The organism is Streptomyces sp. NPDC039424, from assembly GCF_055639495.1.
Map to the genome: position 1 here is coordinate 71,485 of NZ_JBVKAI010000013.1, position 26,137 is coordinate 97,621.

Below are 26,137 nucleotides of genomic sequence, written 5' to 3' on the forward strand. Positions count from 1 at the left end.
CTCTCGTCTGCCGCTTCGGTGATCACGGGTCCACGGAGTCCCCTGGCGTGAGACATCTGTCCGTACCGCGCAGCCGGCCGCCGAGTCGAGCAGCGTGGCGTAGACGCCGCCGATCGGGTTGTAGTGCTCCTCGCCCGACACCAGGACGAAGACCGCCCGGCCGTGCCTCCAGAGTGAAGCCCAGGGTGGCGGCGATCGGCGGAGCGGGCAGGCGCCCGGCCAGGATCTCGCGGAGGAAGTCGAGGCCGCTGTGGTGAGGGACGGCGTCGGCGGAAATGGCAGGGTCTTCCCAGCCGAACACGCGTGATCTGTGTATTGCCGCTCCTGCCCGGTCGGTCGTGTCGGCACTCAGGGACTTCTTCGATGTTTCGGACGTGCGGGAGTTCCTGGGGGGCGTGAGTTGTCGGTGTAGCGTGCCGGCCGGCGATGGCGGGGACGGGGGCGGGCCACTTTTGCGGTGGAATCGTCCTGCCGGGAGTTTCAGCCGCCGCTGGGTTCAGGGGCTGTCCGGGCTGACGCGGATGAGACCCGGGCCGGCGTCGACGAACGAGTCCCCGATCGGCACGTCGTGGCCGTCGTCGCAGCGGAGCACCGCGTGCACCGGGGCGCCGCAATTCTCGTGGCGTACGACCACGGGGGGCCCTTGTTCGTCGGTGGCCCAGGTGTCGCCCCACTGCCGCAGCGCCACGATGACGGTCCGGAAGTCCCGTCCCTTCTGGGTCAGTTGATAGGCGTACCGGGTCCGCTGGCCGGGCTCCTGGTAGGGGACGCGTTCCAGGAGACCGGCGGCGGTCAGTTCTTTCAGGCGCGCCGCGGCGGCGGGTTCGCCGATGCCCACACGCTTGGCGAAGTCGTCGAACCGGCGTGTGCCGAAGAACGCCTCGCGCATGATCAGCAGCGCTGTCCTGTTGCCGACGATCTCCAGAGTCCTGGCGATGGAGCAGTTGGCCATGGACCAGGCGTCCCGTTCCTCCAGCAGATCCTTCATCTCTCCACCCTTCACCTGGCTTGCCTCAAGCAAAGTCAGCCTATACTGTCGTAGCTGACTTATGCAATCGTAAGTCAGCTGGGGTGTGTGCATCACGAGGGAGGAATCATGGACATCAGCACAGCAACCGTCCTGGTCACCGGGGCCAACCGCGGGCTCGGCAGGGCGCTCGCCCAGGAGCTGCTCGCGCGTGGCGCCACGGTGTACGGGGCGGCCCGCCGACCGGACCAGATCGATCTGCCCGGAGTGAAAGCGATACGGCTCGACGTCACCGACCCCGCCTCCGTCGCCGCGGCCGCCGAGGAGGCCCGTGACATCTCCGTCCTGATCAACAACGCGGGCAGTTCCACGGGCGCCGATCTGCTGACCGGCAGCTGGGACGCCGTCCGCCTGGAGATGGAGACCCACTATCTGGGCACCCTCGGCATGATCCGGGCTTTCGCTCCCGTGATCGAGTCCCAGGGCGGAGGCGCCGTCCTCAACATCCTGTCCGCGCTGTCGTGGATCAGCTTTCCCGCCGTCGGTGCCTACGCCGCCGCCAAGTCCGCGGAGTGGAGCCTGACCAACGCGGTTCGCCAGCAGCTCGCGCCCCGGGGCATCACCGTGTCCGGACTCCACGTCGGCTACATGGACACCGACATGGCCCGCCATGTCAACGGGCCCAAGACCGACCCGGCGGGCGTCGCCCGCGCGGCCGTCGACGGCATTGCCTCCGGGGCTGCCGAGATCGTCGTCGACGACCGCAGCCGCCAGGTACAGGCCGACCTCTCCGGCGGCGTCGCCGCCCTTTACCCGCAGCTCGGCTGAGACGAGGACACCGTGACTTCCACTCCTTCCCCCGCCCCGGGCCGGCTCAAGCCGACCGACCGGCACACCGGTGTCCGGCCCTCCCCGAACCACCCCTCCCGGCTCGCCGTCGGCGTCACACTCATCGCCATGTGCCTGGGCGCCACGACGACCTTTCTGCTGATCACCGCATCGGTGTCGGCACTGTCAGCCATCCAGGACGACCTGCACGTCTCCCCGACCGGCCTCGTCTGGATCCCCTCCGCGTACACCCTGGTCGTGGCCAGTCTGGTGATGTCCGCGGGCACCATCGGCAACCTCTACGGCCGCAAGCGCGCCTTCGTCACCGGCGCCGCGGTCATGATCATCGGCTCGCTCATCGTCTACGCGGCGGGTTCGGCGGGAGGCGTCATCGCCGGCCAGCTCGTCTCCGGCCTCGGCGGCGCACTCATCCTGCCCAACAGCCTGGCCATCCTGGGGGCCACGTTCCCCGACCCCCACCGGCGCACCGAAGTCGTCACCATCTGGGCGGCCTCCTCGGGCATCGGACTGGCCGCAGGCCCCCTGATCGCGGGCACACTGCTGGACCACTTCCACTGGAACACGGTCTTCCTGTCGACCGCCGTCCTCGCCGTGGTCACCCTGGCCGCAGCAGCCTTCGTAGGGGAATCGCGCGGCCCCGCCGGCAAGCTCGACATCCCCGGCCAGGTCCTGGCCGTCCTGGGCATCGCCGCCCTCGTCTACGCCCTCATCGAAGGCGGACACGACGGCTACACCAGCCCCCGCATCCTCATCGCCTGGATCACCGCGGCCGCGGCCCTGACCAGTTTCGTCCTCGTCGAGCGCGCCGGCCGCACACCCATGCTGGACATCACCCTGTTCCGGTCAGCATCCTTCAGCGCCGTCATGTTCGTCGCGGCCGTCTCCCTGTTCGGCTTCACCGGCCTGGCCATCCTGTCGGTGCTCTTCTACGAGCGTGTCCAGCACCTATCCGCCCTGGACGTGGGATGGCGGCTGCTGGCCTTCTTCGGCGTCTACGTCATCGTCAGCTACGCGACCGGACGCGTGATCCGCCGCACCGGCTTCAAGCTCCCACTGACCCTGGGCTTCCTCATCGGAGCCGCCGCCACGGCCGGACTCACCACGCTGGAGCCGACCACCCCCTATGCCCGGGTGTGGTGGCTCTACGCGCTCTTCGGAGCCGCAAGCGGGATGGTGGCTGCGCCGAGCACCGCCGCCGCCCTGGTCAGCGTCCCTCATGAACACGCCGGCATGGCCTCCGGAGCAGTCAACACCTTCCGCCAGATCGGATCCGTCACTGGCACCTCCCTCCTCGGCGCACTGCTCGCCAGCCGGCTCCAGTCCCAACTGCCGCCCCAGCTGGATGCCCACCACGTGCCCCGAGCGGCCTGGCCCACCGTCGAACACGCCGTATCCAGCGGCAGCGGCGGCCACCGAGCAGCCCCGCCGAACGTGACCGCCGCGATCGGCGACGCCTTCACCTCCGGCGTCCACGCCGGCCTGATCGTCATCGCTGCCGTGTTCCTGTGCGCGGCCCTCGCCTCAGCCCTGCTGGTACACAACCGACCGCACCACACCACCGCCACGCCGAACTGACGCGCAGCTTCTCGCCGTCGCAGCGATGCCGACGGTGCCGGGGCGGTCAGGCTGCAGTGGCGGGGCGTGGCTCACCGTGGAAGACCTGGCGGGCGTGCCAGTCGCGGTGAGCGGCCGAGACAGGGTGCGCCCCGGGCTGTGGGCCGAAGAGTGGCCGGCCCGCGAGGGCTATAACGCGCTCGCGGGCGGCGGGGCTGTGGCCGACGAAGCACTGTGAGACCAGGATGCGCTGATCGTCTCCCACGCCGAGGACGCCCTTGCCCGAAGAGCTTGTGGTGCAGCGAGCACAGGCACAGCCCGTTGTCGATGTCGTCGGGACCGCCGAACGCCCACCAGCGCACGTGGGCGGCCTCCAGCCCGACCGGCACCGCGCCGATCCTGCCGAAGTATCCGCAAAAGGCGCACCGGTACTCGTAGGCGGTCAGCTCCCGCATCCGCGGGTCCCGCTGCCTGCGTACCGCCGAGAGCTGCTCGGTCTGCGCCGGCTCCAGTTCCAGGCCGACGGCTTCGCGCAGTTCGCCATGGAGGGAGGGTGGGAAGTGCAGGTCGAGCAGCAATCGCGTGATCCTGCCGAGCAGTTGCGGTTCGCGTCGCAGCGCTGCTCTCAAGTCCGGCGCCAGCCGTCCGGTGGCACCCGTCTCGCGCAGCTCCCGCACCCCGCTACCCCTTCCACCACCTGGTCAGCGACGGCGTATGGGAAGTGCGCATCGACCGGGGGCCCGGCAGCCCGGGACTTCTAGGAGGACGCGGAGGGCGGCCTGCGCTGCAGCGCGGTGGCACAGGACCTGCAACGACTGCTGGCCGAGTACGGCCCTCCGAACAAGTCCACGCCCGCTTAGGCAGTGGACCCAGGAGCGGGACCCGCGCTCCGCACAAGCCGCTGCTGCTCCTGTACGCCCTCGGCCGGTCCATGGCGCCGGGCTCGCGGCTCTCGCCGTGGCGATCACCGTCGCCCTGGCGCGCTACGGCATGCCCCTCAAGCTCGTCCTGCTGTCGGCGAGGGTGCTCCTCGGGGCCATCACGCGGATCGTGGCCGCCCGCGATGCCGCCTGCGTCGTGGTGCCGCGGGGTTTCCCGCCTGCCTGGCAGCCGGAACTGGACCCGGCCCGGGTGCTCGACGACCATCCGCAGCTGCCCGTTCGCGACCTGGACCGGGCCGACAGCGTCCTCACTACCGTCGCGGTCGCGATCGCCGAGACCGGCACCCTCGTCCTGGACGGCGGTCCGGGACAGGGACGACGCGCTCTGACCCTGGTGCCCGACCACCATGTGTGCGTGCTACGGGCAGAACAGGTCGTGGCCTGTGTCCCCGAGGCACTGGCACGCCTGGAGCCCGCCCGGCCTCTGACGTTCGTCTCCCGGCCCTCGGCGACCAGCGACATCGAACTCGACCGAGTGGAAGGCGTGCACGGACCGCGCACGCTCCATGTCCTCATCGTCGTATGACCTTACGTCTCTCATGACAGGAGTCGCCATGCCTGCCCCAGACCGAGACATGTGCCGCCCCAGGGCAGCGGTGTCCGACGCCCCGGAGCCGCGCCCCCAGAACCCCAGCGCCCTCGCGGTCTGCGCACTGCCGGCCGAAGAGCGGGCGGTGCCGCAGGCCAGAGCATTCGCCCGGGCACAGCTGACGGCATGGCGGATCGGTGAGGAGGTGGCCGACGCGGTGCGCGTCGTGGTCTCCGAAGTCGTCACCAACACGGTCCGGCACAGCGGCTCCGCCGACGTGAGCCTCCGGCTCACGCGTTCCCCGACGGACGTGTGGATCGAGGTCTTCGACAGCGGCGTGCGGCACGGGCCCGTCGCCTCCACCCCGCACGGCGACCTCGCGGAGGGCGGCCGGGGGCTTCTGCTGGTGGAGGCGCTGAGCCGGCAGTGCGGTGTGCACCGTACGCCGTACGGCACATGCGCCTGGGCGACCTTGCAGGAGGATTCGCCCGGCGCGCGTCCTGCGGAGACCGCCCGGGTGGATCGCAACGCCCCGACACCGCGCCAGCTGCGGCCCTCGGCGCCCAGAAGGTCGACGAACTCCTCGGGGTCATCCCGCCGAACGACGGCACGACCAGCTTGCTGACCTGAGCTGCCTGGCGGCTCCCGTGTCCGGACCCGGCCGGGAACGTGGCGGGAGCCGTGGCCCCCTCCCGACGGTGTTGTTCGAAAAGCGGCGGAACCGGCTCGCCGACCCATCCGGACCCGGCCGACCAGGAGTGACTGCGCGGGCCGCTCCCCAGTCAGCTGCCGAGCCTCAACTGCGGCTCCGTTCCGCAGGCGGCCGGGGGTGGTGCCCAGGCGCTGGCGCAGCAGTGTGGTGAGCGTGGAGGCGTTTTCGTACCCTATTCATCATTGGGTGGGAGCTGCTCGGCATGCAGGGTCTGGCGCCCGAGCACGCGTCAGGGCCAGGACGCCGTTCGACCTGGCGAAGCTGTCCTTCGGGGTGGCTGCCGACGCCGGCGCCCTGGTCGCCCTGGTCGTGGCCTACCGACGACAGCGCGTCGCCGAGGACGGTGCCCTGCGGGAGGCCACCCGCCTGCACACCGAACGCTTCACCACCGCTGTCGCCCAGCTCGGCGAGAAGTCCGAGGCCGTGCGCCTCGGCGCCGTTCACCCCTGGCCGGCCTCGCCCACGACGCCCCCACCCGCGAGCTGCGCCAGACTTGCATCGGCGTGTTGTGCGCCTACCTTCGCCTGCCCTACACCGCCGGAGCCGACTGCCAGCTGGCGCCGCCCAAACCCACAGTGATGATGGCTGGGTGAGCGCTTCGGACCTGACCCAAAAATCCACCGACGCTGTTGAGTTGTCCTGGCGAGGATGCGTCGGTCCGGAGCGATCATGCGCGTGGCCCGCCGGACTTTCGTGACCTAATAGGAGCCTGACCAGGCGTCCCGTCACTGTGTTGATCGTCTGCGCGACCGGCCCGTGCTATCCCCTTTCAAGAGCGCGGTTCGGAAGGACAGCACCAGCAGCATGACAGCCAACGAGGCAACCGAGATATCTGTGGTCGGCGGGATCGACACCCACACCGACTTTCACCAGGCCGCCATCATCGACACTGTCGGCCGGCAGCTGGCCACCGAATCATTCGAGACGACCCCGGACGGCTATTGGCGACTGCTGGAATGGTTCGCCTCCCACGGCGAGATCATCGCCGTCGGGATGGAGGGGACCGGTTCCTACGGTGCCGAGCATTGTACGCGCCCCGCTACCCGAGGAGCCCCCGGATAGCGGCACGCCTTACGGAACGGGCACGCTCTACTCGCGGTCATGACGTCCTGGTGAAAGCAGCCGAGCCCACGAGGCCGTGCCTTGGGCGTTGACGCATGTCAGTGCCCGATCGAACCTCAGATGATCGTAGCTGCCCAAGCCGAGAATGCGACTGGCACGAGGCGGCATCGCAGTGATCCGTATGCGCGTCGCGTCAGTCGACGGGATCCGCTTCCGGGAAATCCTCGTATGCTCGTTCGAAATATTTAGCCAGCTGCACATCCCGATCCGAAATGCGGTGGCCGATATCCCAAGTGGTGAGGTAAATCCTAACAGTGCGCCAGATGTTTTCCCAAACTGGATGATGAATAGCGATGTCGCAGCCCGGGGCGGTCGCATGCATGAAAGAAACTGCCTCTCGAAAAGTCCGAAATCGATACTCGCGGTACAAGCCAACCGATTCCGACGCAGCGCCCTTGGCTCCCGGTGAGGTTTCGCCGAGCTGACGCCGCTGTACGCGCCATCGACGCAAGGTCCCGCTCAGCGCTACCTCGATCTTCTCCTTGCTCAACGGATCGGGCAGCTCCGGGGCGGGGCGCGGAAACAAGCCCGTGCTCCGATCCGAATTCGACACCCCCAGCAGTCTGATCAGATGATTCACAATCAGAGCAACATCATTGGCGCTACGCAATTCGACGGCCTGCCGTAACGAAATCGCTGAAATTGATGCCGGGAGTGATTCAGGGGGAGGCATTTCGGCACCTCGGACCAAAATTGGCAGGACGACCTTATCTGAATCTAACGACTTCTCCACTTCCAGGCGAATCCAGTCGTCTTGCAGGTCTATTCTCCGCCGCGACCATTCATCGGACGCCGTTATCCAATTCGGGCCGATTATCACGAGTACGGCAGACGCGTTGTCCAGCGCTTGGCGTAGTCGGTCAGGCCAAATGGTTCCTGGCGATACAGAGGACGTATCCAAGAAAACGGCTGCACCACCCAGCTGGTCACTCAGCTTTTCCTGCAGCAACCAGGCCTCTGCCGCACCATCCTCGCGACGATAGCTAACGAAGATCTGTTCCATCTGATTCTCCCCCAACTTTCCACCATGCAAGGCTAGCTGAGATGCCGTCGGGTGACACCTACTTCCGTAGCGAGTGGCTACGGCGCGAAGGGGGATATCAGGCAGGGGGAGGGGTGCTCGTCGTCGGGTTCGGCGGACGTCGGTTCGTTCAGCCAGCGCTGGGCCGCGGCGAGGTTTGCTGCCGTGCCCGCAGGTTCGTACACAAATCCGTTCCACTCTTCCAGGACGCGGGGTTCGTCGGGGATCAGGTGGCCGCCGCGGCCGTGGAACGGGCGTGTTGGTCGAGGGGTGGTGGGCGGCGCTTGTCGTACCGCGCGAGCGGATCGTCGCCGTCGACGTGCGGCATCGCGCGGGAGGGCTGGTTCGGCGGTCCGGGCCGGGAGGGCTTGCCCATGGCCTTGATGGTCTCAGGCCGCGACCGGCCTCGGGTGTACTGCCGCGAGATCCAGGGTGTTGGATCGGGAGGCGACGAGGGTGGAGTCGACGCGGGCCGCTTCGTCGCATGCTTGCTGGGCGGCTCTGGCGGCCTGCTTTGCCTAGCCCCCGGCGAACAGGGCGGCGGACAGCCCGATCCGGTCCATGACGCTGACTGCCCGGACGGACCACGGAGATCACCGTCTGCCGACACGACCGGCTCACCGCTAACCTACGGGCGGCCAGCCTCGGAGCCCTCGCCGACCTGGGCTTCGTCGGCCTCGACGACAGCGGTCCCGGCCAGGAGCGGCGCGAGACGGAGCGGCGTCGGGATGAGGAGATGCGGCCTCCCCCGCCTCAGTGGCTGATCCAGTACGGGCTCAACCGGACCAACGTGGACGCCGTGCACACGGGCGGCTGTTGGGCCGCGGCCAAGAGCGGGCGGTGCCGGCCGGCGACCCGGCAGCAGGCACTCCACGCACTGCGCCAGCAGGTACCCACATGCGTCCACTGCCGACCAGGCACAGCACTCGGCATCCTGGACTAGGCACTCCGCGGCCGATGACCCGACACCTTCTTCGCGGAGCTTTTCTTCGTCGCGTCCTTCTTGGCGGGCGCCGCGGGCCAGACAAGTCCGGCCACCGTGCCCAGACCTGGGAGGGCCCCGACCGGTGTTCGGTCGGGGCCCTCCCACAAAGAACGGGCTGCCCGCCCACTACGCCGGCGCGGCCGCCGGACAGACGCAGCTCCCCGTCCCAGCTCGGGGCACCAGGGATCCACCTGCCCCGTCCCCGTCCCGACGTCCTCCTCGTCCCCCGCCACCCCAGACCAGCGATCGGATGAGATCTGGGTCATCAAGCCGCGTTCATAGCCCGCAGCCAGCGCTGCAGCTCGATCGCCTGCGGGATCTACTCGACCTCGATGCCGAAGTCCTGCACGAGCTCCTCCAGGCCGCCCGTGTAGCCCTTGCCGCCCAAGACGAAGTCCCAGTCCCCGTTCGACCTGTGGCGGAAGGAGCCGAGGACCAACGCGGTCTCATGCGGCCGGCCGTCGGAGACTTCTAGACGTCCCAGCTCGGCTAGCGTCGGATCGAGCAGGCGTATGCAGGCGTCCGTGAAGCCGGAGAGGTCGGCGTGCGGGTTGACCTCTGGGTCGATGGCGGCCACGAGTACGAGCCGGTCAGCCTCATCCGGCAATCCGTCGAAGGAGACGCACAGCGCAGCCTTGTCGGGTGCAGGGGCGGGAAGAGCGCGCACGGAGCCGTCCGGTGTCTGCGGGTTGTTGAAGAACACAAAGTGATCGTCACTGAGGACCCGGTTGCCACGGCAGACGAGAGCGCACACGTCCAAGGCGACACTTCCCCTCCAGGACATGCCCAAGACGTTGTAGTCGTCGGGCAATCGAGTGTCCGGAACCGTCGCCGTTGACTGTGCTGCAGCTCGACGGGCACCATCGCCCAGGCGACCACGGAGCCCATGGCGATGCAGCAGGTCGACGAGTTCAGTTCCCGAGATCAGTTCCAGCGGCTTGCCGTTTGCGAAGGTGTGTGAACCAGGGCCGAACCCTGACGTCGTGACGAGGACACCCTTGTTGGCGCCGGCGTCTTGTACGGTCCCGTACAAGTCACGCACAGCGGTGGGCGGCACCGTGTTGCGGTAGCGCTTCACCTGTACGACGATCTTGCCGCCTCGGATCGGTGTTGGGTCCAGTGCATCAACGTCTACCCCGCCATCGTTCGAGCGCTGGGTGGTGACTGCCTGCATCCCCATAGCCCGGAAGAGATCGGCAACGAGATCCTCGAAGGCAATGGGGTCCATCTCGTACAGGTCGGGTTCATCGTCGCTGCCATGCGTGACAACGCGGTTTCCGATCTCCTGAGGTCGGCGACTCGGCCGCACCGGCGCGAGTTGGTCAGGTCGAGCCGAGAGTTGCCCGCGCAGTGCATCGGCCAGGCAGCTGCCGGCGTCCACCTGCGCCAAGTGCAGGTCACGAAACGTTGAGTGCGGGGCCATGACGGTTGCCAGGTAGATGTGGCCCGGCTGGCCCGTCGTAGGGTCATGCCCATCCACGAACCCGTTCAAGGTCACCGACTCGAGCGCGCCCAGCTCATCTGCGGCGAAGAGTTCGTGCAGGACGAGCAGCATGCACTGCGCGAGCACCTCTCGGTACAGGGCACGCCGCTGGCCTACTGGCCGGGGAGTCTCCTTGTCCTGATCCAAGCTGGGCATGTACCGAACGGATTTGACCTCGGGGATGACGCTGTAGGCGGGCATCTCCCAATCCAGCACCAACTGTCCGGCCACTGAGTCATAGGCTGCTGCTACCTGCCGTGGGAAACCCTCCGGCCACGCAGTCGAGGCGTAGAGAGCGGCAGAGAAGTACTCGACCACAGAGTCAGGATCGCGGCGTCTCACCCCTTCGGTCAGCTCGAGGACGCCGGCATTGTGCCGCCGCACATCGGCCAGCTGTGCGTCGGCCCACTGCTGGTATCCCTGCTGGTACGACGCCAACTGTTGCTGCCGCTGCGCCTCCGCCGCCTGAGCCGCGTGCCAGTCCCGCTCGAAGCGCGCCCGAGCTTCGGCCTGAGCCTGTGCCCGGCGGCTGGCAGTCCACCCACTCTGCACTTGGTAATGATCGAAGTCCGGCATGGGCACGGGCTGCGCCAATGGTCCCGGAGTGAAGGGCTCGATCTCTTCGAGGCGCATGAGCGAGGAAGCTCTGAAAGCTGGAGCCTGACATCCCGATGCGAGAAGACCCTGCAGCGACGTGACTTGGGCGTCCAGTTGCTCAGTGCGACGTAGTGCCTCGGCCTGCCTGTACTCGCGGTGACTTTGGGCAGCTCGCCGCTGGTAGGCACGTGCTTGCTGCGCTTCCTGTCTTCGCCGTCTGGCTTCAGCCTCCGCCTGGCGCTGCTGCTGCCTCTGCATCTCAGCCCACACGCTGACCACGCCATTAGAGCGACGACTCATGTGCTGCAGGCCCTCCCCAAGGTGCTCTGGTTGTCCCCACAACCAGTTGTAACTGCACGACTCTATCCAGCGACGGCTGCCTCGTACATCCACTCGGCAAAAGCAACTTGCTCAGTTGTCTCCGCAGGTCAACATGACTGGAGAGTAATCGAGGCCGCGCCGGGCCGGAGGGGACTGCTGCATGATCGGGTGACAGCGGGGTACATGCAGCCAGAGCTGCGGGTGGGGTCATGATGGTTTCGTACTCGACGGGGATCAATCGGCCCAGGCGTCGTTGCCGTCGGCGCCGGTGGTAGGTCCGCTCGATCCAGGTGACGATCGCGATCCGCAACTCCTGGCGGGTCGCCCAGACGCGGCGGTTGAGGACGTTCTTCTGCAGCAGTGCGAAGAAGCTCTCCATTGCGGCGTTGTCGCCGGCGGCCCCGACCCGGCCCATTGAGCCGACCAGGCCATGCCGGGTGAGGAGGGCTGCGACCTTGCTGGACCGGAATTGCGATTCGCGGTCGGAGTGCACGATGCATCCCGCAGTGGGGCCGCGGCGGGCGACGGCGGACTCCGGCGCGGCCACCGCGAGGCGAGGCGGGACTTCCTCCGGGAGTCGATGGAATGGCCCACGATGCGGCCGGAGTACACGTCCTTGACCGCGCACAGACACAGCTTGCCCTCGCCGGTCGCGTGCTCGGTGATGTCCGTGAGCCACAACCGGTTCGGCCCGTCCGCGGTGAAGTTCCGCCGCACCAGGTCATCGATGCCCTGCAGCGTCATGCTGCCGGAGCCGAGCAGACCGAAGGCCTGGCCCTGGCCATCCTGCGGCAGGGCGTCCAGGAACGGCCGTTGCAGGCCGAGACCGTAGGCCAATCCGAAGCCGCAGAGCAGCAGCAGACAGGACGAGACGCCCACTCCGGGCTCGGTAGCGAAGCCGACCAGCGGCAGTCCCGTCAGCGCAATCAACGGGACTACCAGTCGCTCCCGGGTGGGTGGCCGTAGCAGTCGACCCACCAGCAGGTCACCGACAAGCATACCGACCGGCAGACAGCCCATCAGCACCGCGTACCAGCCGGGTGCGAAGTGGCGTCCTCCCGCGTAGGCGACGATCAGACCTTCCGCGCCCGCTACGAACGCGGGTGGTAGCCACTGGGCCAGCATCAGAAGCTGTGTCACATCCTCTTTCCGCAGGTCACGGCGTCATAAATCGCGCTTGTGATCTGGCTTGCCGTTCCGTTGGTTGTCGATGGACGGGAAGCCGAACGGCAACGTTAAGAGCCGCTGCCGGCGTCCACTGGCGTCCACTGGCCGGTGGCACGGAGCGGATGCGGTGATTTTCTGAAGACCGGCATACGCAGCTCAGTGACGCTCGGTACTTTTCTGATGATGGCATGGCGCGGCCGTTGGGGGTTTCCGCGCCGCCGTGGCGAAGGCTGGTTCGGCGTGGCGCGCAGATGGTCCGGGCAGGGCACGGCGGCGGGGGCATCTACGCTGCTGGCGTTCGGCGCGGGCGTGTTGACCAACGTGGCCACTTCACAGTGGACCTGGTCGGTGGGCACCGCTCTGCTGGTGCTGGTGATGGTGTGGGTCGGTTTCGAGGTCTGGCGTGCCGGCCACGGGCCGGGGACGGCGCACCGTGGCGGAGCCGGCGGGCGCGAACCAGCTGGCGAGCCCGGTACGCGGCTGCGGCCGTGGATGGCGCCGCCGCTGGAACGGATGGTGGAACGGCCGGAGCTGACGGGTCAGTTGGCGTCCGCGCTGCTGGCGCCCGGGCCGACCGAGGTGGCGATGACCACGGGGCTGCGCGGGGCGGGAGGGTTCGGCAAGACGACGCTTGCGGCCTGGATGTGTCACCAGCCGGAGCTGCCGGTGCGCTATCCGGGCGGGCTGTTGTGGGTGACGCTTGGCCAGGAGGTGCGGGGCGCGGATCTGGCGGAGCGGGCCAATGACCTTGCCTGCGCGCTGAGTGGTCGGCGGCCGTCCCTCTCCGAGCCGGATGCCGCCGGCGCGGAGCTGGGCCGCCTGCTCGACGAGCAGCAGGAGCCGGTGCTGCTGGTGATCGACGACGTGTGGCAGGAGGCGCAGCTGCGACCGTTCCGCTTCGGCGGGCGCCGCTGCACCCGCCTGGTTACCACCCGCATCCCCGACCTGCTGCCGGTCGACGGGCAGCACATCGTGGTGGACGCCATGTCTTTGGAGCAGGCGCGGCGGCTGGTTGCCGACCAAGTGCCGGGGCTGGCGGTCGAGACCGCTGAGCAGCTGGCCCGGGCAGCGGGCCGGTGGCCGGTGCTGCTGAACCTGCTCAATGGTGTCCTGCGCCGGCGGGTGGAAGCATGGCCAACTGGCCCAGGAGGCGGCCGAGCAGGTGCGGGAGACGCTGGTGGCCGACGGGCCGGGTGCGTTCGACCCGTCGCGCCCAGCCGAGCGTAGCCGAGCGGTGGCCGCCACCGTCGAGGCCAGCCTGGCGCTGCTCACCCCGCAGGACCAGCGCAGTTACCTGGATCTGGCGATCTTCCCCGAAGACGTCGATATCCCCCTGAGCGTGCTCGGCCTGCTGTGGCCGGGCACCCGAGTGGAGCGGCTGTGCGACGACCTGGCCGCCCTGGGGCTGGTCGCCGACTACCGGCTCGATGCACCTGGGCCGCGCCTGGTGGTGCACGATGTGCTCCGCGCGTACCTGCGCACCCGTCACAGCGCCGAGGAGCGGACCCAGGTACACCGCCGGCTGACCAGCGCCGCCGACGGACTGCTTTCCGGGCCCGCAGAAGATGAAGTACGGCCATGGTGGACCCTGCCGGCCGACGCCGACTATCTGTGGCGCTATCTGCCACAGCATCTGGCCGCCGCCGGCGAGGCCGAGGAACTGGCCGCACTAGTGGGGGACTTGCGCTGGGTGGAGGCCAAGACTCGTAGACTCGGCTCGGTGGTCGGGGTCACAGCCGACCTGGCGCTGGTGGACACCCCCACCGCTGGCACGCTGCGGCGCGCGCTGGAACAGGCCGCGCCCCTGCTCGGCCCCATCGACCCATCTGAAGCGCTCGGGGCGACGCTGGCCAGTCGGCTGCATGGCCTGCCCGGGCTGGAGCCGACCCTGCACCGCTACCAGGCCACCCTGTCCCAGCCCCGGATGGAGCCCGCCTGGCCTCTCCCCGACCAGATCAACCCAGCCCGGCCCCACCCGATCGGCCACATCGGCGGGGTGCACAGCTGCTCGTTCTCCCCCGACGGCAGCCTGCTGGCCACCACCAGCGACGACAAGACGGTGCGGCTATGGCAGGTCACCGATGGCCGTGAACGAGCCGTGCTGGCCGGCCATACCGGTGGCGTGTGGGCCTGTGCGTTCTCCCCTGACGGCAGCCTGCTGGCCACCACCAGCGACGACAAGACGGTGCGGCTGTGGCGGGTCACCGACGGCACCGAACAGGGGGTACTGACCGGCCACACCGACTGGGTACACAGCTGCGCGTTCTCGCCGGACGGTGCCCTGTTGGCTACCACCAGCCAAGACGGAACGGCACGGCTATGGCGGGTCGCCAACGGCACCCCGCACACGGTACTGACCGGCCACACCGGCGGAGTGCGCGGCTGCGCGTTCTCGCCGGACGGTGCCCTGTTGGCTACCACCAGCCAAGACGGAACGGCACGACTGTGGCGGGTCGCCAACGGCACCGAGCAGGCGGTACTGCCAGGCCACACCGGCGGGGCCTGGTGCTGTGCCCTCTCTCCGGACGGAGCCTTGCTCGCCACCGCCAGCGACGACGGAAGGGTGCAGTTGTGGCGCGTTGCCGACGGCAGCGAGTACGCGGCGCTGCCTGGCCACACCGAGCGGGTCTGGGACTGCGCATTCTCGCCTGATGGCACGCTGCTGGCGGCAACCAGCCGAAGGACCGTGCGGCTGTGGCAGGTCGCCACCAGTGCCGAACATCGGGTGCTCACCGGCCACGCTACCTGTGTGGGGCTGCGCGTTCTCTCCCGACGGTGCCCTGCTTGCCACCGCAGGCAACGACCAGACCGCCCGACTGTGGCACGTCGCCGACGGCACCCAACGAGCGGTACTGACAGGCCGCACCAGCCGGGTGAACGACTGCACGTTCTCGCCCGACGGTGCCCTGCTCGCCACCGCCGTCGAGAACGGGACGGTGCGGCTATGGCAGGTCACCGATGGCCGTGAACGAGCCGTGCTGGCCGGCCATACCGGTGGCGTGTGGGCCTGTGCGTTCTCCCCTGACGGCAGCCTGCTGGCCACCACCAGCGACGACAAGACGGTGCGGCTGTGGCGGGTCACCGACGGCACCGAACAGGGGGTACTGACCGGCCACACCGACGTGGTGCTCAGCTGCGCGTTCTCCACGGACGGTGCCCTGCTGGCCTCCTGCGGAAGCGACCAGACGGTGCGGCTGTGGCGGGTCACGGACGGCGCCGAGCAGGCGGTGCTGACCGGCCACACCAGCTGGGTGGACAGGTGCGCGTTCTCCCCGGATGGTGCGTTGCTGGCCACCGCCAGCAACGACGGGACCGTGCGGCTGTGGCAGATCGCTAGTGGTCAATGCCACTGCGCTCTCCGGGTCGCAGGCCCCGTGGTTGGGATTGCCTGGCATCCCGGTGGCACCATGCTCTGTACCGTCGGCGGAGCCGGCGTGTACGCGTTTACCTACCTGCCGTAAACCCGACGCAGCACCGCCGTCACCCCAAGGCGGTCGGGATCTCCGTCTGGACCGTGAAGGGCAGCTGCTCCCGGGGAGTTCGAGGCGTCGGTGGACGTCACAGAGGGTCTTCTTGCGGGTAGGGCCACCCGTCCCAGGGGCCGTACCGCGTGGCCAGCGGCCCCTGAGCTTGTTTTTAACGAGGCGTAGGCGACCGCTTGGTGCGCGCCCGGCCATGAGAGCGCATCGTACGGGACGACCGTGCCCGGCTCGACATGATCGGCGTGATCGGTGCCGATCCGGGTCACGAGGGTCTGGTTGCGGTAGGCGGCCTTGAACCAGGCGTCGGGGTCATCGGGACCATTGCGGGCCACGCGGCCGTAGGTGTCCCGCTCCCACCAGTTCGGCACGAACAGGTGCCGGGGGGTGGAGGCGATTGGCCGCCACCACGGTGACTCCGGCCGCAGATACCCGTCGGCAAGACGGCGTGCGTGAGTCTCCCAGTCCAGATCCACGTCCCTGCAGTCCCTTCCGTCTCCGGTGTCCGCTTGCTCGTCCGTGTCAGCCGTCGTCGGCCGGGCCGCAGGGTCCGGAGTTGTCCGGTCCGCACGAGCTGTCGTCGTTCGGCGCGCAGTCGGGAGGGCAGGGTCCCGCGCCGGCGCGGCGCGGGATGCTCGCGGTCACCTCGACCCACCGGTCGCTGGCCAGCACCAACGCCAGGCTCGCCTCCTTGACGCTGCCCGCGGTCAGGAACCGCCCCATCTCGCACACCGATACGCTCCCGTCCGCAAGGACGGCCGCCTTCTTGCCTCCGCACCGCCCGCACAGCGACGCGGTGGACGGCATCGCGGAGCCCGCGGCGTTGCCGACAGCCCGCACCTCGCTGACGTGTACTTCGTGGACGCCGAGAGCCTGCATCTCGGCAGGGGCTCGCTCAGCGCGCTCGTGATCTCCTGCGTCGAGGACGGTGACCTTCAGCCGGATGCCGCGCCTGACGGCCTCAGCGATGTTGGCGCGCGTCGCCTTTTCTCCGAACTTGCGGAGCTGGAGGTCGGCGCCTCGGCCAGAGGCGGATGCCTCGCTGTGACGGGGCTGCGCGCCAGGTGAGCCCCACCGTGAGAGGTGAGATCATCCGACTATGAGCGCGATGGAGCGGATGACGGAACGGGACCTGCAGATCATTAAGGAGTGCTTGGACGCGGCTGTGAACGGTCCGTTCTTCCCGGAATGGGAGTTCCACACCCTCATGGGCTTCACCCGGGCCGAGATCGCCGCCATCGCGGCCTCCTGGCCGTCGTCCTCCGACCCTGGCGAGCAGGACGACGCCGTGAACAATGTGCTGAACATGCTGCTCGGCTATCCGCATGGCTATGACTCGCGGTGGCATGAATATTCCGCAGCGACCCCCGCGCAGATTGCTCAGACACTCGCGCGGTGGCGCGGCGACAACGCTTTCGACGGGACCGCCAAGGGCACGTTCGACCGCCTCCGCTGAAGCCCAGGCCATCACGCCCACCAGCTCCGTGGATATGTCAAAGCGTTGGTCACACGTGCCCCTCTCATGGAAGCGGCTCCGCCAGCGTGCTGGCGGAGCCGGGATCAGGTGGTTCGTGCGGCGATCTCGCCGAACGAGGGCATTCCTAGGTAGATCGACTGTCTGGTTCTTGCCTTTTGTGCGTCCACCCGAGCGAGTTTGTCCTTGGCTCCCTCAAGGGTGGTCCCATGGCCTTTGGCGTCACCAAGCCAGCCTTCTCGTTCGGCTTCGGCGATGCGGTCGACGAGGTTGTCCCTGATCTCGACCAAGCGCCATCGCTGGCGAGGATCAGGGCGGAGCATCGGACAGCGGATGCAGGCGTGCTCGTGAATGCATGACGTTCCGAAGGCTCGCCCACAGGTGCCGATCGAGACCTTGCGGAGCTCGAAGTGCCCCAGGAACTCGTCCCACTCGGCGTCGGTCGGCCTGCGGTACTCCTCGCTGGGACGGGTCGACCGTCGCCGCGCGATGAACGCGCGGTGGGCCTCGATGGCCTCCATGGGGTAGATCGCCTTGTAGCGCATGGTGGTGGAAATATCGTCGTGACCTGCGATGACCTGCGCGATGTGGGGTGGCAGGCCGTTCATGATGGCGTCGGTGATGAAGATCCTTCGGAAGTCGTGGGGCTGGTAGTCGAGCGGTTGACCGGTGTTGTCGGTCAGGCCGGCGAAGTCGAGCGTCTCGTTGAGGGCCCGGCGGATCGTGGTCTCGGAGATCGGCCTGTTCTGGCCGCCCGTGCGCCACTGGAACAGCAGCGGCATGGGCGGGTTCCAGACCTTCTCGCCGACGCCGTAGGAACGGACGAGCGGGACTGTCCCGGAGGCGTCGCGGACTCGGCAGACGATGGCACTGAGCACGTCGGCGAGTTCGGGACTGACCAGCAGGAGTCGTTCCTGGTCGGTCTTCGAGGGGGCGATCTGCAGGGAGCGGGACAATCTCTCCGGTGGTGGGGAGGGTGTACTGGGTGATGCTGTGGTGGCTGACCTCCAGCATCTCCTCGATGCGGACGCCGGTGTGGCGGAGGAACTCCACCGTTGCCCAGGCCCAGAAGGCCCGGTTCTCGGCATAGCCGAACGTGCACCGTCTCCCGTCGTCGTCATAGACGGTGTTGGCGGCGACTCCGTCGGCCCAGCGTGGGTGACGGATGCGGGTGTAGGTCTTGCCGAGCACCGCGAACGTGGCGCCGGGAGAGACCTCGAGGGCAGCCTCGTTCCGCGTCCGCGCTTCCTTGAGCTGGCGGTCGGCGGCCTCGACGAGGACGGGGAGAACGGGCAGCCGCTCCCGGGTCCGCTGGTCCGACTTCGCCTTCTGCCGCCGGGCGGGCTTCTTGTGTGACAGCTCGGATTCCTTGACGGGGCTGGGCGCCACCCAGGGCGCCCAGCGGCCCGGCTCTTCGACGGCCCACTGGGAGATGTCGAGGTAGAAGGCCCGGACGACGTTCAGCACCGAGATCGCGCTCTGCCGTTCGGTGGTGATCTCGGTGAAGCTGCCGTCCGGCTGCCGCTTGCGGCGCGTCTTGGTGCGGATGCGTTCCTTCCATGCGGTTGCGACGTTCTTCGGCAGTCGCAGGGAGTCGATCCCTGGGTTGTGGCGTTCAAGGTCGGCCCAGAACAGCTGGGCAAGGTTTCGGGACAAGCCCTCTAACGAGGTGTAGTCCAGGGAGGGTTGGCGTTCGGTGAGGTAGTCGACGATCAGGTCGCGGACCGGGCGGCACTGCAGGTGGTAGCGGTCCACCAGTTCCTCGACGCTGACCTGTCCGGCCCGCCGTTTGAAGTCGCGGAGGGTGGCAGGCGCGTCCGGGGGGAAGACCTCCAGGTCCTTGAGCCAGAGGTAGAACAGCGACCGGCCGCTGTTCGTGGTCATGATCTCGGCTTCGATGCCTCGGAGCTCGAGGCAGTCACCGACGGTGATGTCGGCGACCTTGCCGCCCTTGGCCAGCATGATCGTGGCGATCTGGTTGCGGGCCTGCAGGCCGAGCTTTGCGTCCCAGACGCCCGGGGCGGCCTTGGCTTCCAGGGCGGCGAAGCCGTCCGGGTCACGGCGCTCGGCCACGATCTGGCGCATGTGCCGCGAGCGGCGGGTCAGCAGCCATCCAGGAAGGGACGCTTCTCCTCCACCCTCATCCAGCCTGACCAGCTGGACGCTTAGAATCTCTTGCCGATGTGGAAGAGGTAGGAGTAGGCCGTCTCGGGCCGTTGAGGCCGTGTGACAGCGACACCTGCGCCTGTCGTTGCCAGGAGTGCTCCGAGGAGGTCGTCTCCGTGGGTGGCTGTCCAAGCAGCTCCGGCGAGTGTTAGGGCGGCTCCTGCGCTGCTGCGTCCGAAGGCTCCTCTGAGCGTTTTGCGTAGTTCTTTGGCCTCTTGTTCAATCCGCGTGCTTCGGTCACGCAGGGCTGCCGCGAACTGCCTGTCGGACATCTCGTTGCCATCACGCACTAGCTCACGCAACCCCCGCGTGTAAGCGTGGAAGTCTGAACTGTGCTGGCTCCTGAAGTCCAAGACCTCGTCGAGTGGAATCGCAGACAGATCGGCGCCGATCTGCTGCCAGTCCGCTTTGATCACGCGCTGCGTGTTCTGACTTCGCCTGAACGGCTTATCACCAGGCAGCATGGGCGGCCAACTGGGTGTCTGACGGTGATCAACCATCACTGGCTGCAGAGCGATGTCGGAGGCCTGGAGTTCGTGATGAAGGGCTCGGCAGTAGGCCAGTAGGATCAGCTGCCGGATGCTGCGGCTTACCAGCCAGAGATTCCCGCCAATGGGGACAGCCAGGCCCTGCCGTTGCATCGCCCGTTCGAACCGCCGCGCCTCAACGATCTGGGTCACGGCCCCCCAGTGCCCATCGATGATGGTTCCCGTCCGAGGCGGTATCGAATCCGGAACTGGATCCCACCCCAGCGGAAAAAGTGGGGAGGACCGCGGGCTGGGCTGCCGCTCGAGCCACTCGGTTAACCCGCCGGCTAGTCGGCTCGCGGCATCGGCATTCAAGTGGACCGCAGGGTCGAGGTTGATCAGAAGGCCCTTGTCATGCAGAGGCTGGGCGAGATCAGGGCTCCGATCCAGCATGTCGTCCGCTAGATCCGTTGGTAACGAGAGAGCCACCCCATCGAAGAACAACAGGAGGGACTTTATGTGCGCGTCATGGTTCCGCGGCCAGATCCAATCGGTCGCATAGTAGAGATAGTCCTTGGCGCCATCGCGTTGAACCCCCATCTGGTTCATCATGCCCATGGTCGGATCTTCGCGCCAGACATTGCGCCCGATTCGCATCGAGGTCAGATGGTGCAGGGCTCTGTTGTTCCTGGTTCAACCTTTCCCGGACTTGCTGCGGATGTTGGTGACTTTGGCGGCCGACTCCAGGGCCTCCTGCAGTCGTTCGTTGCGCAGTGCAAGGTGCTGGATTTGGGCGGCCGCGAGGGCGATTTGGGCAGTGAGCTCGCGGTTGCGGCGGCGGAGCTTCGCGTTGCGGGCGATGAGTTTGTCGTGCTCGGTCGGGCCGTTTCGAGGGGTGGTAGGGGCGGCTCGGCGGTCGGCGATCTCTCTCAGTGCCCGCCCGCAAGGTCCGTCCCCGGCAGCTCGTCGAGGTCCGGGCCACGAAGTCGCAGGTCATGCTGCACTCCACCGTTGCAGACACCGGTGGCGAGACGCTGCTGGCCATGCACCCCCGCGCGGTCGGCCGCGGGGTCCGCGTCGTCGAGGAGACCCACTGGGACGGCCTGCCCACCGGCAAGGGCCGCCGCACCACCACCAGCGACCTCCCACCCCAGCCCCGCCGCGAACGGCCGCTGGGCGAGGATGCCGGACCGCTCCAGGCCCTGCTGAACCGAACTGCGGCAACTCGCATCGAGGTCGGCCGCCGTCCGCTGTCGGTCTATGACGAGCTGACCGGCACCCGCCCCTTCACCACCCACCCAAGCACGAGGGAAACGTCTTGAGCGAGCTGGTCAGCACCCGCATCCGCACCACGGCAGGCAAGCTCGGCCTGCCGCACCTGACCGAAACCATCAACGAGTACATCCGGCGGGCCGACGAAGGAAAGATGGGCTACCTCGACTTCCTCGACCTGGTGCTGTCCGAGGAACTCGCCGTCCGCGACGACCGTCGCTTCCGCCAGGGCCTGCGGCTCTCTCGGCTTCCGCACTACAAGACTCTCGACGAGTACGACTTCGCCTTCCAGCCCGACCTCGACCCGCGCAAGGTCAAGGACCTCGCCACCCTCGCTTTTGTCGAGGCCAAGGCCAACGCCGCCCTGCTCGGGCCACCCGGGGTCGGCAAGACACACATCGCTGTCGCTCTCGCGGTCGCGGCCTGCCGGGCCGGCTACTCGATCTACTTCACCAGCCTCGACGACATGGTCCGCAACCTCAAGGCCGCCGAAGCCGCAGGTCGACTCCTCAACAAGCTCGGCACCTACCTGCGGCCCAGCGTCCTCGTGGTCGATGAGGTCGGCTACCAGCCCCTCGAGCGAGCTGAGGCGAACCTGGTCTTCCAGGTCATCTCGAAGCGTTACGAGAAGGGCTCGATCATCCTGACCTCAAACAAGACCTTCAGCGAATGGGGACAGGTGTTCGGCGACGAAGTCCTCGCCACCGCCATCCTCGACCGTCTCCTCCACCACTGCGAAGTGATCTCCATCAACGGCCCCAGCTACCGGCTCAAGAACCGCCTCAAGGCCATCGAGCGAGAAACCGAAGTGGCCTGACCCAGCTCCGATTGTTACGCAGGTTCCTCGCCAGGCGGGATGAAGGCGTCGGCGCCATCAGCATCCTCGACATGCCCCTGGGCATCGACCGTGATGGCCGTCGCCCGCCCCTGCGACGTGATGAGCCAGGCCAGCACCCGTTCCGTCAGCGGCGTTCCTCCCGGGCCCTCGTCCCTCCAGTGCACCCGCCACCCTCCGCCGGGCACCGCGGCCACGACCTGCTCGGCCTTCTCCAGGTGGGAGAAGTCCTCGTATTCCGTGACTGGGCGCAGGGCGCCACGCTTGGGATCGACGACCAGTGCGGTTCCAGTCGCTTGGTCCCAGCCTTCCACGCGCACCGTGCGGCCAATCTCGGTGTCAGTGCCGTTGAAGATCGCGGTCCAGCCAGTCTGATTGAAGTAGCGAAGAGACACCGCCCCATCATCTCGAACAACGACGCCGGTGCTTCACGAGACTGCTTGCTCTGCACGTTCATCCGTACCTGACTCTGCACACAAGCGAGTACGCCGACACTCCGCAAGGTCTCACTCGGCACCTGCGGACGCGCCTACGGCACCGCCTGCGTCCACGAGCATGCCTGCGTTCGCTGTTCCATGCTCCGCCCGGACCCCGCCCAGCGGCCCCGCCTCATCGAGATCCGCGACAATCTCATCGCCCGCATTGAGGAAGCCGAACGCGAGGGCTGGCGCGGCGAGGTCGCCGGGCTCCAGGTCAGCCTCGACGGCGCCGAAAGCAAACTCACCCAACTCGACAACAGCAGCACCATCCACCTCGGCATGCCCGACCTCAGCCGCGTGGTCGGGAGAAACGTCACCGGCCCGGAACCCTCAGCAGACGATGACTGACGCAGCGAGCCCAGGCTCGGCTCATCGCCAGCCCGGGGTGTCGGTGGCCACGAACTCTCCGAAGAGTGACTCGCACTCATCCCCGGACTCAGTGACTACCAGGTGGTCTGGTTCCGTCCTCATCACCTCACTCCTCAGTCGGGCGACGAGTTCGGACGCAGGCACTCAGCCAGGGCGCTCCATCCCTGCCCCCGGGACCATCGCAGGGGCCCAGTGAAGGCAAGCCGATATCCCGTGGAGCCCACCTGCGTGGCGTGGAATGATCTTGGCGACTGCTGACGGAAGGGAAGGCTGAAAACGTGTACGTACCGTCATCTGCACGAGCTCTCGATGATGACGAGCGTGAGCTCGTGGAGCTGGCACGCCGCACCATAGACGCGCATACCGACGCCGGGCCCGACGAAGACGGGATCCACACGATGGGCGCCGCGGTCATGGCTGCCGACTACCGGATGTTCGCCGGCGTGAACCTCTACCACTTCACCGGCGGACCCTGCGCCGAACTCGTGGCTCTGGGAGCCGCACGAGCCCAGGGCGCCCGCCAGATGCGCTGCATCGTTGCCGTGGGAAACCACGGGCGCGGCGTCATCGGCCCGTGCGGGCGCGATCGGCAGGTCTTTGTGGACTACTACCCCACCATGCGCGTCATCGTGCCCACGCCCGCGGGGCCCAGGTCGGTTCTCGCCGCTGACCTGATGCCGCTGACTCAGCGATGGACCCCGGAAGGCATGAACGGTCTCGACCCATCGCTCTACCAAGACCCCGAGACGGCCGGTCCCCCGATCATCCGGTTCAACCCCCGCTACCTCGAAGACGTCCGCTCCGGCACCAAGGCCAAAACCACCCGCTTCCGGGACCCGGCCCAGCTCGGGCCGGCACGGCTGGTGTTCGAGAGCGACCCCGAAGTCGTCCTGCCGGCCGAGGTGACCGACATCAGGCACTGCCTGGTCAGCGACCTCACCAAGCAGGACGCCCAAGCCGAGGGACTCACGACCGCAACCGAACTCCGGGAAGTCCTCAAAGGCCACTACCCAGACCTGGCGGGAACCGACGAAGTCGACGTAATCACCTTCCAGATCAACGACAAGACAGGTGCCGCTTAAACCGCGGAGGCACCAGCGCGGACTGGGCCGCAAGGGGACGACAAGCCCCTGACCGCACAGTTTTCATAAATCAGAACCTGTCCGAGGCCAACTCATTTTTGTCATACAAGCCTCAGACGCGGCTTCTTAACAGGAGCCACCGACACAGACCCGACCCCAGAAACAAAGAAGCACCTCGCCGGAAGCGATGTGCGAACGTGGATCCCTCACTCAGAGGCTATTAAGTTAGTTCAGAGAAACCGTAGTCGGTGACGTCGGGGTCGCCTGGCACGAGGTTCTGCGCGATATCAAGCAGCCATCGCTCGTCGATGAGTACAACGGGCGGCATCAGGCGGCGTGGCTGCTGGGACCGGTCCCGAAGCGGTCGGCGAAGGCCTGCCCGTGCTCCTCGACGAAGGCCCTCGCGCCCTCGAGGAACCGGGTACGCGCAAGGTCGTCGGTCAGCCGCCGGCTCGCGTACTGATCTGGGTCCTCGTGGCCGTCAGCGGCGCGACGCTGCAGCTCCTCATATGTCTCGTCGTCAACCTTGATACGGAGCTCCTTCGCCATGTCCCCACGGTAGCCGCGCTGGGCGCCGCGTGGGAGTGGATACCGGAAGCCAGGATCCCGGGACTGCCATGGTCAGTGATTGAACTAGTCGCAATCGGATCAGAAGCTCGCCCCGAACGCGCAGAGGGACCATCCCCGCGGGTGCGGGGAGCACGGCGCGTAGCGCAACCCGTTCTTCTCGATACGGAGACCATCCCCGCGGGTGCGGGGAGCAGATGTTCGGCAACCCCTCCGAAGAGTTCGCGCTGGGACCATCCCCGCGGGCGCGGGCAAGGCCAACACCAGTTGCTCCACCGCCGCCGCCTTGGGACCATCGCCACAGGCCGGGTAGCCGCAGGCGCCTGCCCCGTGAGGAATCCCCTGCACTCCCTGGGTGGTGCTGGCTCGGTCCGTCGAACGCTCGTTAGGGTGATCAGCGGACGAGAAGTAGTCCGCAGCCGTAGGCGCGGGCCCGGCCGATGCCTTCGCTGAGGGCTCGCAGGAGGGCGTGGGGGTCGGTCACGGTGAAACGGCCTTTGATTTCGGTGCGTGCGACGACAAGCCCGTCTCGGGCGGTGCTTTTTAGGCTGCCGAGCATTCTGACGCTGAGGCTGTCGGGGTCTGCTGCTGCTCCGATTCGCGCAACACCGTTGGGCGCAGCGGCTGGTTCTCCGTTTGGCTGAAGGCGCTGCGAGAACCACTCCTTGGCTTGTTGCGGTGTGGTGTGTGGGACACGTTTACCGCGGACCTTGTGCCACCGGCCTGGCCCCGGTCATCAACAGCGGCCTCGCCTCGCTCGCCGGACTGCTCTCCAGCCTCTGACTACGCCTCGGTCCACGGCGGGTCGGGCGTGTAGTTGAGCCCGTCACAGAAGCGGCAGTCCCACTCCGAGGGGATCTCCCACTTGTCGACCCAGAAGCCGACCTGCTTGCCCACGAAGTAGTTGTCCCCGCCGCACCATCCGCAATCGAAGACGAACTCCACCAGATCCCCTTCCCCGCGCCTGTTGGTTCGAGGATGCCCGGGGCGCAGGTGCGGTGACTACCCACCGGCCAGCCTCAACTCACCTGCTGCACAACGCCGAAGGGCGCCGCCGGACACGACTCCGGCGTCGCCCTTCGCCCTTGCGCGCGGCCACTCCCCCACGCGCCCTCCCAGCCATCACGGCCAGGAGAGCGCTCCTCTTCCCGCGTGATCGGAGAACACCCGATGGACCCCCTGAACACCCAGCACGGCATGCCCGAGTCCGAGGCCGCGGCCGAAGCCCGCCGCCTGATCGACGACTGGGCGAGCAAGCCCGTCCAACACCACCCCAGCTCGTTCCGCGACGACACCGAGCCGCCGGCCTTCGGCACCGCCTCGCCCGTGAAGCAGGAGGACCACCGGATGGTCCCGGCCTGGGCGGCCGGGATCGCGGTGGCCTCCATCGGTGTGGGTGCCGGAGCCACCGGCATCGGCTGCGGCGCCTGGTTGGTGCTTCAGGGCCTGGCCTCCGTCACGTTGAACAGCGTCCTAATGGTCACCCTGCCGTTCGCGGGTCTGGCCATGGCCGCCACCGCCATCGGCGGCGTGATCAGCAAGGCCCGCGCGGCCGTCACCAAGACCGTCTACGAGGGTCCGGTCACCCAGCACACCGAGATCCACAACAACAGCACCACGCGCGGCGCGTTCTTCGCCCGCACCCGCAACGAGATCCGCTGACCGACTCCGGCCAGCCCGCACCGCCCACTCACCGACC

At 67.8% G+C, this 26,137-nt stretch carries 26 protein-coding genes and 11 pseudogenes; 21 read left to right on the top strand and 16 right to left on the bottom strand.

What is annotated here, in order from left to right; genetic code table 11:
* Positions 1 to 57: 57 nt before the first annotated feature.
* Positions 58 to 316: pseudogene (locus tag ACZ7L0_RS28435) on the bottom strand (PaaI family thioesterase); the annotation flags it as partial.
* Positions 317 to 496: 180 nt separating this feature from the next.
* Complete coding sequence (locus ACZ7L0_RS28440) at positions 497 to 988, bottom strand: winged helix-turn-helix transcriptional regulator (protein WP_450692899.1); 492 nt, start codon at positions 986 to 988, stop codon at positions 497 to 499.
* 108 nt (positions 989 to 1,096) lie between these two features.
* Between ACZ7L0_RS28440 and ACZ7L0_RS28445 the strand changes: the two genes are divergently transcribed.
* A complete protein-coding gene (locus tag ACZ7L0_RS28445) occupies positions 1,097 to 1,795 on the top strand; it encodes an SDR family oxidoreductase (protein ID WP_451392201.1) in 699 nt (232 codons plus the stop codon).
* A 12-nt stretch (positions 1,796 to 1,807) separates the two neighbouring features.
* A complete protein-coding gene (locus tag ACZ7L0_RS28450) occupies positions 1,808 to 3,391 on the top strand; it encodes an MFS transporter (RefSeq protein WP_471245399.1) in 1,584 nt (527 codons plus the stop codon).
* A gap of 46 nt (positions 3,392 to 3,437) precedes the next feature.
* Here ACZ7L0_RS28450 and ACZ7L0_RS28455 read toward each other — a convergent pair.
* Positions 3,438 to 4,065: pseudogene (locus ACZ7L0_RS28455) on the bottom strand (phosphorothioated DNA-binding restriction endonuclease); the annotation flags it as partial.
* A gap of 66 nt (positions 4,066 to 4,131) precedes the next feature.
* Between ACZ7L0_RS28455 and ACZ7L0_RS28460 the strand changes: the two are divergent.
* From ACZ7L0_RS28460 to ACZ7L0_RS28485, 6 genes and pseudogenes are all read left to right on the top strand, one after another.
* Positions 4,132 to 4,227: pseudogene (locus ACZ7L0_RS28460) on the top strand (phosphorothioated DNA-binding restriction endonuclease); the annotation flags it as partial.
* A pseudogene (locus tag ACZ7L0_RS28465) lies at positions 4,226 to 4,298 on the top strand (phosphorothioated DNA-binding restriction endonuclease family protein); the annotation flags it as partial. The pseudogenes ACZ7L0_RS28460 and ACZ7L0_RS28465, both read left to right, overlap by 2 nt.
* Before the next feature lie 62 nt (positions 4,299 to 4,360).
* Positions 4,361 to 4,837: a LutC/YkgG family protein gene (locus ACZ7L0_RS28470; RefSeq protein ID WP_471245558.1), complete on the top strand. Its 477-nt coding sequence runs from the start codon at positions 4,361 to 4,363 to the stop codon at positions 4,835 to 4,837.
* Between the two features lie 28 nt (positions 4,838 to 4,865).
* Positions 4,866 to 5,465 (top strand): ATP-binding protein, encoded by a 600-nt coding sequence (locus ACZ7L0_RS28475; protein WP_471245400.1) that lies wholly within the window; start codon positions 4,866 to 4,868, stop codon positions 5,463 to 5,465.
* 271 nt (positions 5,466 to 5,736) lie between these two features.
* A pseudogene (locus ACZ7L0_RS28480) lies at positions 5,737 to 6,097 on the top strand (pentapeptide repeat-containing protein); the annotation flags it as partial.
* A 259-nt stretch (positions 6,098 to 6,356) separates the two neighbouring features.
* Positions 6,357 to 6,614 (top strand): IS110 family transposase, encoded by a 258-nt coding sequence (locus ACZ7L0_RS28485; protein ID WP_471245401.1) that lies wholly within the window; start codon positions 6,357 to 6,359, stop codon positions 6,612 to 6,614.
* Positions 6,615 to 6,807: 193 nt separating this feature from the next.
* On the opposite strand, the gene ACZ7L0_RS28490 is transcribed toward ACZ7L0_RS28485, so the two are convergent.
* The 3 genes and pseudogenes from ACZ7L0_RS28490 to ACZ7L0_RS28500 all read right to left on the bottom strand — a co-directional run bounded on the left by ACZ7L0_RS28490 (position 6,808) and on the right by ACZ7L0_RS28500 (position 8,071).
* The gene (locus ACZ7L0_RS28490) at positions 6,808 to 7,677 is read right to left on the bottom strand and encodes a 4a-hydroxytetrahydrobiopterin dehydratase (RefSeq protein WP_471245402.1); all 870 of its coding nucleotides are present in this window, start codon (positions 7,675 to 7,677) and stop codon (positions 6,808 to 6,810) included.
* A 77-nt stretch (positions 7,678 to 7,754) separates the two neighbouring features.
* Positions 7,755 to 7,961 (bottom strand): annotated as a pseudogene (locus tag ACZ7L0_RS28495) (DUF6087 family protein); the annotation flags it as partial.
* Positions 7,922 to 8,071, bottom strand: a complete 150-nt coding sequence (locus tag ACZ7L0_RS28500; RefSeq protein ID WP_471245403.1) for a hypothetical protein — start codon at positions 8,069 to 8,071, stop codon at positions 7,922 to 7,924. The gene ACZ7L0_RS28500 and the pseudogene ACZ7L0_RS28495, both read right to left, overlap by 40 nt.
* A 360-nt stretch (positions 8,072 to 8,431) precedes the next feature.
* Here ACZ7L0_RS28500 and ACZ7L0_RS28505 point away from each other — a divergent pair, with 360 nt between their 5' ends.
* Positions 8,432 to 8,638: a DUF6233 domain-containing protein gene (locus ACZ7L0_RS28505; protein WP_471245404.1), complete on the top strand. Its 207-nt coding sequence runs from the start codon at positions 8,432 to 8,434 to the stop codon at positions 8,636 to 8,638.
* A gap of 361 nt (positions 8,639 to 8,999) precedes the next feature.
* Here ACZ7L0_RS28505 and ACZ7L0_RS28510 read toward each other — a convergent pair whose 3' ends face one another.
* The 3 genes and pseudogenes from ACZ7L0_RS28510 to ACZ7L0_RS28520 form a co-directional block, all read right to left on the bottom strand.
* Positions 9,000 to 11,060: a restriction endonuclease gene (locus tag ACZ7L0_RS28510; protein WP_471245405.1), complete on the bottom strand. Its 2,061-nt coding sequence runs from the start codon at positions 11,058 to 11,060 to the stop codon at positions 9,000 to 9,002.
* A gap of 208 nt (positions 11,061 to 11,268) precedes the next feature.
* Positions 11,269 to 11,807, bottom strand: a pseudogene (locus tag ACZ7L0_RS28515) (IS3 family transposase); the annotation flags it as partial.
* A pseudogene (locus ACZ7L0_RS28520) lies at positions 11,808 to 12,209 on the bottom strand (MFS transporter); the annotation flags it as partial.
* 198 nt (positions 12,210 to 12,407) lie between these two features.
* Here ACZ7L0_RS28520 and ACZ7L0_RS28525 point away from each other — a divergent pair.
* The 4 genes and pseudogenes from ACZ7L0_RS28525 to ACZ7L0_RS28540 all read left to right on the top strand — a co-directional run bounded on the left by ACZ7L0_RS28525 (position 12,408) and on the right by ACZ7L0_RS28540 (position 15,709).
* Positions 12,408 to 13,475 (top strand): NB-ARC domain-containing protein, encoded by a 1,068-nt coding sequence (locus ACZ7L0_RS28525; protein ID WP_471245406.1) that lies wholly within the window; start codon positions 12,408 to 12,410, stop codon positions 13,473 to 13,475.
* A gap of 232 nt (positions 13,476 to 13,707) precedes the next feature.
* Positions 13,708 to 14,934: pseudogene (locus ACZ7L0_RS28530) on the top strand (WD40 repeat domain-containing protein); the annotation flags it as partial.
* Positions 14,900 to 15,145, top strand: a pseudogene (locus tag ACZ7L0_RS28535) (WD40 repeat domain-containing protein); the annotation flags it as partial. The pseudogenes ACZ7L0_RS28530 and ACZ7L0_RS28535, both read left to right, overlap by 35 nt.
* A gap of 39 nt (positions 15,146 to 15,184) precedes the next feature.
* Positions 15,185 to 15,709 carry a WD40 repeat domain-containing protein gene (locus ACZ7L0_RS28540; protein ID WP_471245559.1) on the top strand — a complete coding sequence of 175 codons (525 nt, stop codon included), beginning with the start codon at positions 15,185 to 15,187 and terminating at the stop codon, positions 15,707 to 15,709.
* A 540-nt stretch (positions 15,710 to 16,249) separates the two neighbouring features.
* On the opposite strand, the gene ACZ7L0_RS28545 is transcribed toward ACZ7L0_RS28540, so the two are convergent.
* On the bottom strand, positions 16,250 to 16,606 hold the full coding sequence (locus ACZ7L0_RS28545) for an SPASM domain-containing protein (protein ID WP_471245407.1): 357 nt from the start codon (positions 16,604 to 16,606) through the stop codon (positions 16,250 to 16,252).
* Between the two features lie 220 nt (positions 16,607 to 16,826).
* Between ACZ7L0_RS28545 and ACZ7L0_RS28550 the strand changes: the two genes are divergently transcribed.
* Positions 16,827 to 17,183 carry a hypothetical protein gene (locus ACZ7L0_RS28550; protein WP_471245408.1) on the top strand — a complete coding sequence of 119 codons (357 nt, stop codon included), beginning with the start codon at positions 16,827 to 16,829 and terminating at the stop codon, positions 17,181 to 17,183.
* A 104-nt stretch (positions 17,184 to 17,287) separates the two neighbouring features.
* Here the strand turns inward: ACZ7L0_RS28550 and ACZ7L0_RS28555 are convergent, their stop codons facing one another.
* Entirely contained in the window at positions 17,288 to 18,157 is an 870-nt protein-coding gene (locus ACZ7L0_RS28555) for a tyrosine-type recombinase/integrase (protein ID WP_471245409.1), read from the bottom strand.
* Positions 18,158 to 18,165: 8 nt separating this feature from the next.
* Between ACZ7L0_RS28555 and ACZ7L0_RS28560 the strand changes: the two genes are divergently transcribed.
* Both ACZ7L0_RS28560 and ACZ7L0_RS28565 read left to right on the top strand, forming a co-directional pair.
* Entirely contained in the window at positions 18,166 to 18,291 is a 126-nt protein-coding gene (locus ACZ7L0_RS28560) for a hypothetical protein (RefSeq protein ID WP_471245410.1), read from the top strand.
* Between the two features lie 596 nt (positions 18,292 to 18,887).
* Positions 18,888 to 19,370, top strand: coding sequence for a hypothetical protein (locus tag ACZ7L0_RS28565; protein ID WP_471245411.1), 483 nt, complete (start codon positions 18,888 to 18,890; stop codon positions 19,368 to 19,370).
* Here ACZ7L0_RS28565 and ACZ7L0_RS28570 read toward each other — a convergent pair.
* Positions 19,367 to 20,452 carry a hypothetical protein gene (locus tag ACZ7L0_RS28570; RefSeq protein ID WP_471245412.1) on the bottom strand — a complete coding sequence of 362 codons (1,086 nt, stop codon included), beginning with the start codon at positions 20,450 to 20,452 and terminating at the stop codon, positions 19,367 to 19,369. The genes ACZ7L0_RS28565 and ACZ7L0_RS28570 overlap by 4 nt on opposite strands.
* A gap of 314 nt (positions 20,453 to 20,766) precedes the next feature.
* Here ACZ7L0_RS28570 and ACZ7L0_RS28575 point away from each other — a divergent pair, with 314 nt between their 5' ends.
* Entirely contained in the window at positions 20,767 to 21,156 is a 390-nt protein-coding gene (locus tag ACZ7L0_RS28575; protein ID WP_471245413.1) for a hypothetical protein, read from the top strand.
* A complete protein-coding gene (istB, locus tag ACZ7L0_RS28580) occupies positions 21,153 to 21,923 on the top strand; it encodes an IS21-like element helper ATPase IstB (protein WP_471245414.1) in 771 nt (256 codons plus the stop codon). Before ACZ7L0_RS28575 ends, istB begins: the two co-directional genes overlap by 4 nt.
* A 14-nt stretch (positions 21,924 to 21,937) precedes the next feature.
* Here the strand turns inward: istB and ACZ7L0_RS28585 are convergent, their stop codons facing one another.
* A complete protein-coding gene (locus ACZ7L0_RS28585) occupies positions 21,938 to 22,336 on the bottom strand; it encodes a hypothetical protein (protein ID WP_471245415.1) in 399 nt (132 codons plus the stop codon).
* A 180-nt stretch (positions 22,337 to 22,516) separates the two neighbouring features.
* Between ACZ7L0_RS28585 and ACZ7L0_RS28590 the strand changes: the two genes are divergently transcribed.
* The gene (locus ACZ7L0_RS28590; RefSeq protein ID WP_471245416.1) at positions 22,517 to 22,768 is read left to right on the top strand and encodes a hypothetical protein; all 252 of its coding nucleotides are present in this window, start codon (positions 22,517 to 22,519) and stop codon (positions 22,766 to 22,768) included.
* A 350-nt stretch (positions 22,769 to 23,118) separates the two neighbouring features.
* Positions 23,119 to 23,871, top strand: a complete 753-nt coding sequence (locus tag ACZ7L0_RS28595; RefSeq protein ID WP_471245417.1) for an ASCH domain-containing protein — start codon at positions 23,119 to 23,121, stop codon at positions 23,869 to 23,871.
* A 327-nt stretch (positions 23,872 to 24,198) separates the two neighbouring features.
* On the opposite strand, the gene ACZ7L0_RS28600 is transcribed toward ACZ7L0_RS28595, so the two are convergent.
* The 3 genes and pseudogenes from ACZ7L0_RS28600 to ACZ7L0_RS28610 all read right to left on the bottom strand — a co-directional run bounded on the left by ACZ7L0_RS28600 (position 24,199) and on the right by ACZ7L0_RS28610 (position 25,383).
* Positions 24,199 to 24,420, bottom strand: a complete 222-nt coding sequence (locus ACZ7L0_RS28600) for a hypothetical protein (RefSeq protein ID WP_471245418.1) — start codon at positions 24,418 to 24,420, stop codon at positions 24,199 to 24,201.
* Between the two features lie 412 nt (positions 24,421 to 24,832).
* Positions 24,833 to 25,090: pseudogene (locus ACZ7L0_RS28605) on the bottom strand (type I-E CRISPR-associated protein Cas6/Cse3/CasE); the annotation flags it as partial.
* A gap of 131 nt (positions 25,091 to 25,221) precedes the next feature.
* Positions 25,222 to 25,383, bottom strand: a complete 162-nt coding sequence (locus ACZ7L0_RS28610; protein ID WP_168725275.1) for a hypothetical protein — start codon at positions 25,381 to 25,383, stop codon at positions 25,222 to 25,224.
* 225 nt (positions 25,384 to 25,608) lie between these two features.
* On the opposite strand from ACZ7L0_RS28610, the gene ACZ7L0_RS28615 reads away from it, so the two are divergent.
* Positions 25,609 to 26,100 carry a hypothetical protein gene (locus ACZ7L0_RS28615; protein ID WP_471245419.1) on the top strand — a complete coding sequence of 164 codons (492 nt, stop codon included), beginning with the start codon at positions 25,609 to 25,611 and terminating at the stop codon, positions 26,098 to 26,100.
* Positions 26,101 to 26,137 lie beyond the last annotated feature (37 nt).